Annotated in this window: 6 protein-coding genes; 2 read left to right on the top strand and 4 right to left on the bottom strand. The window is 63.2% G+C overall.

Annotated elements, in window-relative coordinates; genetic code table 11:
- The 4 genes from K675_RS0123300 to arnC all read right to left on the bottom strand — a co-directional run.
- Positions 1–920: phospholipid carrier-dependent glycosyltransferase (locus K675_RS0123300; protein ID WP_017905879.1), on the bottom strand; the 920-nt coding region annotated here is incomplete at its 3' end.
- Complete coding sequence (gene arnD / locus K675_RS0123295) at positions 917–1,801, bottom strand: 4-deoxy-4-formamido-L-arabinose-phosphoundecaprenol deformylase (protein ID WP_017905878.1); 885 nt, start codon at positions 1,799–1,801, stop codon at positions 917–919. The genes K675_RS0123300 and arnD, both read right to left, overlap by 4 nt.
- Positions 1,801–3,792 carry a bifunctional UDP-4-amino-4-deoxy-L-arabinose formyltransferase/UDP-glucuronic acid oxidase ArnA gene (gene arnA, locus K675_RS0123290; protein ID WP_017905877.1) on the bottom strand — a complete coding sequence of 664 codons (1,992 nt, stop codon included), beginning with the start codon at positions 3,790–3,792 and terminating at the stop codon, positions 1,801–1,803. The genes arnD and arnA overlap by 1 nt, the downstream gene beginning before the upstream one ends.
- Complete coding sequence (gene arnC / locus K675_RS0123285; protein WP_017905876.1) at positions 3,789–4,802, bottom strand: undecaprenyl-phosphate 4-deoxy-4-formamido-L-arabinose transferase; 1,014 nt, start codon at positions 4,800–4,802, stop codon at positions 3,789–3,791. Before arnC ends, arnA begins: the two co-directional genes overlap by 4 nt.
- A gap of 501 nt (positions 4,803–5,303) precedes the next feature.
- Between arnC and K675_RS0123280 the strand changes: the two genes are divergently transcribed.
- Complete coding sequence (locus K675_RS0123280) at positions 5,304–6,965, top strand: MFS transporter (RefSeq protein WP_026145472.1); 1,662 nt, start codon at positions 5,304–5,306, stop codon at positions 6,963–6,965.
- Positions 6,962–8,077, top strand: a 1,116-nt coding sequence (locus tag K675_RS0123275; RefSeq protein WP_017905874.1) for an HlyD family secretion protein, incomplete at its 3' end; no start/stop codon positions are given. The genes K675_RS0123280 and K675_RS0123275, both read left to right, overlap by 4 nt.

The following is an 8,077-nucleotide window of genomic DNA, read 5'->3' as shown; positions in this document are numbered from 1 at the left end:
TGGCTGAAGAACGCCAGCGGCAGGAGCAGCCACAGCAGCAGGAACGCGGTGATCCGCTGACCCTTGCTGTTCCAGGCATCCTTGAGGGTGATCGGCAGCAGGAGGGCCCAGGGCAGACTGGACACCACGATCAGTGGCAGGTAGAACCACCAGGGGCGGGTGTGCTGGGCGTCTTCGGCGGCGAAGCGGCGGATGTGCTCGTGCCAGAAGAAGAAACGCCAGTAGTCCGGTTCCTGCAGGTGCACGGCGATGACCCATGGCAGGCTGACCAGCGCCGCCACCAGCACCGCCACCAGGCCGTAGCCTACCAGTTCGCGAAAACGCTTTTGCCAGATCATGTAGGGCAGGGCGATCAGCACCGGCAGCAACAGCGCCAGGAAACCCTTGGTCATGAAGCCCCAGCCGCAGGCGAAGCCCAGGGCCGCCCAGGACAACAGGCGGGCCTTGCGGGTCTGGGCGTCGATGGCCAGCCACAGGGCGACGAAGCTCAGGTTGACCCAGAAGGTGAACTGCGGATCGAGGTTGGCGTAACCGGCCTGACCGGCGATAAGCCCGAAGCTCATGAACAGCGCCGCGCTGGCGAAGCTCTTGCGCGGGTCGTTCCACAGGCGTCCGGCCAGCAGGTACACCAGCAACACGCTGAGGCCCGTGCTCAGTGCCGAGGCGAAACGCACGCCGAAGAAGTTGTGGCCGAAGATCGCCTGGCCGATGGCAATCATCCAGTAGCCGGCAATCGGTTTCTCGAAGTAGCGCAGTTCCATGAAATGCGGCGCCGCCCAATGGCCGCGCAGGAGCATTTCCTGGCCGATCTGCGCGTAGCGGGTTTCATCCGGAATCCACATGCCGTGGCTCATCAGTGGAGCCAGATAGAACAGCAGGAAAGCCAGGAACAGGAGTGGCAAAGCCCAGCGTCTGGTCATCCCTGTTGTACCCCCAGCCAGCCCTCACGGCCACTGAGGGTGCCACGCACCAGCCGACCTTCGGGCAGTCTGTCCAACTGGGCCGGCAGCAGATTGACCAGGGGCTGGAACTCGATACTGCGTGCCTTGGCTTGCGCCAGCAACTGACGAAACTCGTTTGCCATCAGAATCCCTTCTACTTCTGCATGGATGGTGTAGACATTCAGCTTCGCCGGGCTGAACCGGTCGAGGATGAATGCGTTGAAATCTTTCGCGGCCAGGTCCGCCCCGACGACTTCGTCGAAGGTCGGCAGGTCAACGGGGACTTGCGGGGTGCCCGGACTGCCGTCGGCCAATCGTGGCAGGAACAGACCGTGGCCCCGGCAGTCGCTGTTGTAGCGAAAGCCGAAATGCTCCTTGGCCTGCACCACGCGCTCGTCCGCCCGCCAGCCGGCGGTGGCCGAACACTCGACGGCTTGCCCGGTGATATCGCTCAGGCAGTCGACACCGCGGCGGATCTGCTCGATCAGCTCGGCTTCGCTCCAGCGACCGGCATTGGCCTGCCAGCCGTGGTGGTCCCAGGCGTGCAGGCCGACTTCATGGCCGGCGGCCAGGGTCTGGCGCATCAGATGCCCCAGGTCCCGACCGATCGGCTTGCCCGGCCAGGCGGTGCCGGCCAGGAGAATGTCCCAGCCGTACAGGCTGGCTGCCTTGGAGCGCAGCATCTTCAGCAGGAACTGCGGCTTGATGAGGCGCCACAGGTGGCGCCCCATGTTGTCCGGTCCGACACTGAAGAAGAAGGTCGCCTTGACCTGGGCCTCGTCGAGCAGTTCCAGCAGTCGCGGCACACCGTCACGGGTGCCGCGATAGGTGTCCACATCGATACGAAGTCCCGCTTGCATCAGCGTTTTTCCGCGATTTCGAGCATGGCTTCCTTCAGGAAGAAGTCCAGGGTGTTACCGATGGTTTCGCTCATCTCGACGGTCGGCTCCCAGTTCAGCAGGCGCTTGGCGTTTTCGATGCTTGGCTTGCGGTGTTCCACGTCCTGGTAGCCGGCGCCGTAGAACGCCTTGCTCTCCACTTCGCGGAAACCGGCGAACGGCGGGAAGTTGCCGCGCAGCGGGTGAGCTTCGAACTGACGTAGCAGTTCCTCGCCCAGTTGGCGGATGCTGGCTTCGTTGTCCGGGTTGCCGATGTTGATGATCTGGCCGTTGCAGCAGTCGTTGTCGTTGTCGACGATACGGGCCAGGGCCTCGATGCCGTCGGCGATGTCGGTGAAGCAGCGCTTCTGCTCGCCACCGTCGAACAGGCGGATCGGCGTGCCTTCGACCAGGTTCAGGATCAGTTGGGTGATGGCGCGGGAGCTGCCGATACGGGCCGAGTCCAGGCGGTCCAGGCGCGGGCCCATCCAGTTGAACGGACGGAACAGGGTGAAGTTCAGGCCCTTGGCGCCGTAGGCCCAGATCACGCGGTCCAGCAGTTGCTTGGACACCGAGTAGATCCAGCGCTGCTTGCTGATCGGGCCGACGATCAGGTTGGAGCTGTCTTCGTCGAAGTTTTTGTCCTGGCACATGCCATAGACTTCGGAGGTCGACGGGAAGATCACGCGCTTGTTGTACTTGACGCAGTAGCGAACCAGCTTCAGGTTCTCTTCGAAGTCCAGTTCGAAGACGCGCAGCGGGTTGCGGGTGTATTCGATCGGGGTGGCGATGGCCACCAGCGGCAGGACCACGTCGCACTTCTTGATGTGATACTCGATCCACTCGGAGTGGATGCTGATGTCGCCTTCGACGAAGTGGAAGTTCGGGTGGCTGCGCAGGCGCTCGATGGCGTCGGAGCCGATGTCCAGGCCATAGACTTCGTACTTGTCGTCACGCAGCAGGCGCTCGGACAGGTGGTTGCCGATGAAACCGTTGACGCCCAGGATCAGCACGCGGGTGCGGCGCTTCTTGCGGGCCGCCTCGGCGCCACGCAGCAGGGAACCGTCGACCAGGCCCAGTTCGTTGGCCAGTTGCGGGCCGCTGAGGAAAAGGCCGTTTTCATTGCGCTGGCCGGCGTTGATCACCAGCGAGTCCTCGCCGCAGGCGATGCGCAGCGGATCGACGCTGATCACGCGGCCAGGGGCCTGGCCTTCGTTGCCCTTGACGACTTCGGCGCCCCAGACGATCAGTTTGTGCTCGCCCACGGCGCAGAAGGCGCCCGGATAAGGCTTGGTCACGGCGCGAACCAGGTTGAACAGCTCTTCGGCAGGCTTGGCCCAGACCAGCTTGCCATCGGCGGCGGTGCGACGGCCGAAGTAGCTGGCCTTGGACTCGTCCTGGGCGGTTTCGCTCAGCTTGCCCTGGGCCAGTTGTGGCAGGGCGTCGCGCAGCAGGCTGGCGGCGCTGTCACGCAGCTTGGCGTGCAGGCTCAGGGCGGTGTCCGAGCGCTCGATGGCGACGCGGTTCTGCGCCAGTATCGCGCCGGCATCGGCACGCTTGACCATGCGGTGCAGGGTCACGCCGGTTTCGGTTTCGCCGTTGACCAGTACCCAGTTGGCTGGCGCCCGGCCGCGATAGCGTGGCAGCAGCGAGCCGTGCAGGTTGAACGCACCGTTTTTGGCGGTGGCCAGCAGCGCTTCGCTCAGCAGGTTGCGGTAGTAGAAGGAGAAAATGAAATCCGGGTTCAGCTTGGCGATACGCTCGATCCACAGCGGGTGGTTGGCGTCTTCCGGAGCATGCACCGGGATGCCCTTGAGGGCGCACAACTGGGCTACCGAACCGTAGAAGGTGTTTTCCCTGGGATCGTCGGCATGGGTGAACACGGCAGCGATTTCATAACCTGCGTTCAGCAGGGCTTCGATGCCTGCGCAACCGATATCATGATAGGCAAAGACGACAGCTTTCGGATTCATGGGGCAACCTGATTGACAGTAGTTGTAGAAGGGGTTTGCGCGGCCGTGCTGCTGGAGGCGGGCTGACTGCGCAGCACTTTCTCGATGAAGAAGCGTGGACGGGCACGAACATCGCTGTACATGCGACCCAGGTACTCACCCAGCAGGCCCATGCCGATGAACTGGCCACCGGTGAACACGAACAGCACGGCGAACAGCACGAAGGTACCATCACCGGCCCATTCGGCGCCGAAGATCAGGCGCAGCACGATCAACAGGAAGGCGAACAGCGCACCGAGACCGGCCATGGCGAAGCCGATGATGCTCAATAGCCGCAGGGGCGTGGTGGTCATGCAGGTGACCAGATCGAACATCAGGTTGATCAGGCGCATCGGGCTGTACTTCGAGTCGCCGTGCTCGCGCTCGGCGTGCTGCACCAGCACCTCGGTGGTGTGGCGGGCGAAGCTGTTGGCCAGGATCGGGATGAAGGTGCTGCGTTCACGGCAGGCGAGCATGGCGTCGACGATACTGCGGCGGTAGGCGCGCAGCATGCAGCCGTAGTCGCTCATGGCCACGCCGGTGGAGCGCTGCACCGCGAGGTTGATCAGGCGCGATGGCCAGCGGCGGAAGGCCGAGTCCTGGCGATTGTTGCGCACGGTGCCGACCACGTCGTAGCCCAGCGCGGCCTGGGCCACCAGGCGCGGTATCTCTTCCGGCGGGTTCTGCAGGTCGGCGTCCAGGGTGATGACCACGTCACCGGTGGACTGCTCGAAACCGGCCATGATTGCCGCGTGCTGGCCATAGTTGCGGTTCAGGATCACGGCCACCACCGGGCTGCCTTCGCGCTCGGCGGCTTCCTGAAGGATATCGGCGGAACGATCACGGCTGCCGTCGTCGACCAGGATGATTTCCACGTCCTGGCTCAATTGCGCACAAGCGGCTTCGGTACGGCGCAACAGCTCGGGCAAACTCTGTTCTTCGTTGTAGACCGGTATGACGATCGACACGCGCTGAATCGGGTAAGGTTTCAAAGGCTTCTTTCCAGAAAGGTTTCAATAGTGCAAGCGATGATCTGTGTCATCGTGTGACAGGTCGGATTTCACCATGAGAAAGGCGACATGTACCAGTGTGTCGGGCAAAACCAGAACTACTTGTAGGAAGATGCTAAACACACACGACGGACATCCGGCGATTAAAGCCTAAAACCGTAAAAGGTAAAGGCCTGGCACAACGTTATCTTCATGATTTCCATCAATTCCCTGACTTGAGTCCTGGACAGGGACTACGGTAAACGCAGAGATGTGAAAAGCCTATGAAAGATAGCTCAACATCGTGTCCTTTTTGACATACAGACAGGCTCTATTCAGGAATCCGGTGGGATGTGAAAACTTGTAACGTTTTCTCCCTTGCAATCGGTGATTTTTTGCTCAACTGACTGCAACCGCTTCGGGCACAAGGATTTTTCTGACAGGCTCCCAGCGCTGTACGAAAATAAGTAATCTTCACGCAGATCTTGTATTCGGGAATCCTGGATGAATCAGTACACGCCGCGTGACTGGCAGCCCCATGAGCGCCCCAGTCTGCCCGGCTCACCCTCGACTCCGCTGCATTCGACGCCCAGGCGCCTGGCATATGCCATGGTCGGACTGCTGGTCGCCCTGACCGGCGGCCTGGGCAACGCGCTGGTGGTGGCCAACCTGCCTTCGCTGCAAGGCGCACTGGGTGCCACCACCGCGGAAATGGCCTGGTTGCCGGCCGCCTATGTGATGACCAACGTCTCGATGAACCTGCTGCTGGTCAAGTTTCGCCAGCAGTTCGGCCTGCGGGCATTCACCGAGGTGTTCCTGGTGCTCTACGCCCTGGTGACCTTCGGCCACCTGTTCGTCAACGATCTCAGCTCGGCCATTGCCGTGCGTGCGGCCCACGGCATGGTCGGTGCGGCGCTGAGTTCACTGGGCCTCTACTACATGATCCAGGCGTTCCCGGCCAAATGGCGGCTCAAGGCCCTGGTGCTGGGGCTGGGCACTTCGCAACTGGCGTTGCCGTTGGCCCGGCTGTTTTCCGAGGATCTGTTGCAGATCGCCGAATGGCGGGGTCTTTACATGTTTGAACTGGGCCTGGCGCTGGCGGCGCTGGGCTGCGTGTTCCTGCTCAAGCTGCCGCCAGGGGACCGCTTCAGGACCTTCGAAAAACTGGACTTCCTCACCTTCGCCGTGCTCGCCAGCGGCGTTGCGTTGCTGTGCGCGGTGCTGTCCCTGGGGCGCATCGACTGGTGGCTGGAGGCGCCCTGGATCGGCATCGCCAGCGCCGCGTCGATCGTGCTGATCCTGGCCGGGCTGGCCATCGAGCACAACCGCGGCAACCCGATGCTGATGACCCGCTGGCTGGGCAGCGGGGCGATGATCCGCCTGGCGCTGGCGGTGATCCTGATTCGCCTGGTGTTCTCCGAACAGTCCACGGGAGCGGTGGGCTTCCTGCAGGCCTTGAACATGGGCAGCGAGCAGATGCGCGGCCTCTATCTGGTAATGCTGGTGGGCGGCATCGCCGGGTTGGCGGTCAGTGCATTGACCATTCATCCCGACCACCTGTTCATGCCATTGATCATTTCCCTGGCGTTGATGGCGCTGGGTTCCTCCCTCGACAGTTTTTCGAACAACCTGACCCGTCCGGCCAATATGTACCTCAGCCAGTTCCTGCTGGCGTTCGGCGGCACCTTCTTCGTCGGCCCGACCATGGCCCTGGGCACCCGCAATGTGATCACCAACCCGCGCAATCTGGTGAGTTTTTCCGTGCTGTTCGGGATCTGCAACAACCTCGGCGGGCTGATCGGTTCGGCGCTGCTGGGCAGCTTCCAGGTGGTGCGCGAGAAAGTCCATTCCAGCAGCATCGTCGAGCACCTGACCTTGAGCGACCCGCTGGTGGCTGCCCGGGTGCAGGGCTCGGCCGCCGGCTATGCCTCGACGATCTTCGATCCGGCGCTGCGCACCACCCAGGGTATGCGCGCGCTGGCCACGGCGGCGACCCGTGAGGCCAACGTACTGGCCTATAACGATGTGTTCATGTTGATCGCGCTGATCGCGGTGCTGACCATGCTGTGGATCTTCCTCCGCAGCCTGTGGCTGATGAGCACCACGCGGCGGGTCGCCGGCAAGACCTCCACTTCCATCTCCAGCAGCGGTGCCACACCACGATGAGCGAGTCCGTCACCACTACCCATGCCATGGCCGCCACCGCCGAGGGCCAGACACCTCCCGGAGCCTCGGCGACCGAGCCGCGCTCGTTGCGGGTTCGGATCATTTCGTCGCTGGGTTTTGCCGCGATCGCCCTGACCGGCGTACTGATCGTGCTGTATGCCTGGCAACTGCCGCCGTTCAGCAGTGCCATCGAGAGCACCGAAAACGCGCTGGTGCGAGGGCAGGTGACGTTGATCGGCCCGCAGTTGAGCGGGTACGTGTTCGAGGTGCCGGTGCAGGACTTCCAGCACGTCAAGGCGGGCGACCTGCTGGTGCGCCTGGATGACCGGATCTACAGGCAGCGCCTGGACCAGTCATTGGCCCAGTTGGCGGTGCAGAAGGCTGCCCTGGCGAACAACCTGCAGCAGCGTCGCAGTGCCGAGGCGACCATCGCCCAGCGCCGGGCGGCCCTGGAGAACAGCAAGGCCCAGGCGCGCAAGAGTGGCGCCGACCTGGCGCGCAACCAGGCACTGATCGCCGATGGTTCGGTGTCCCGTCGCGAGCTGGATGTGACCCGCGCCGATCATGCGCAGACCCTCGCTGCCATCGCCCAGGCCGAGGCGGCGCTGGAGATTTCCCGGCAGGATCTGCAGACAGTGGTGGTCAACCGCGACTCGCTGGAGGCCGCGGTGACCAATGCCGAGGCTGCGGTCGAATTGGCTCGCATCGATCTGTCCAACACTCGGGTGGTCGCGCCCCGGGACGGACAACTGGGGCAAATCGGCGTGCGCCTGGGCGCCTATGTGAACTCGGGGGCACAGTTGATGGCGCTGGTGCCGGAGCGGCGCTGGATCATCGCCAACATGAAGGAGACGCAGATGGCCGATGTGCGCGAAGGGCAGGCCGTGACGTTTACGGTCGATGCGCTCGATCACCGTCGGTTCAGCGGTCGGGTGCAGAGGATTTCGCCGGCCACGGGCTCGGAGTTCAGCCTGTTGCAGGCCGATAATGCGACCGGCAACTTCGTCAAGATCGCCCAGCGGGTGCCGGTACGGATCACTGTCGATCCGGGCCAGGATCAGGCCGAGCGGTTGCGGCCGGGGATGTCGGTGGTGGTGAGTATCGATACCGCC

Source organism: Pseudomonas fuscovaginae SE-1 (assembly GCF_000364705.1).
Lineage (GTDB): Bacteria > Pseudomonadota > Gammaproteobacteria > Pseudomonadales > Pseudomonadaceae > Aquipseudomonas > Aquipseudomonas fuscovaginae_A.
Note: the sequence above shows the minus strand (reverse complement) of the source record. Positions and strands in the feature narration are given on the sequence as shown.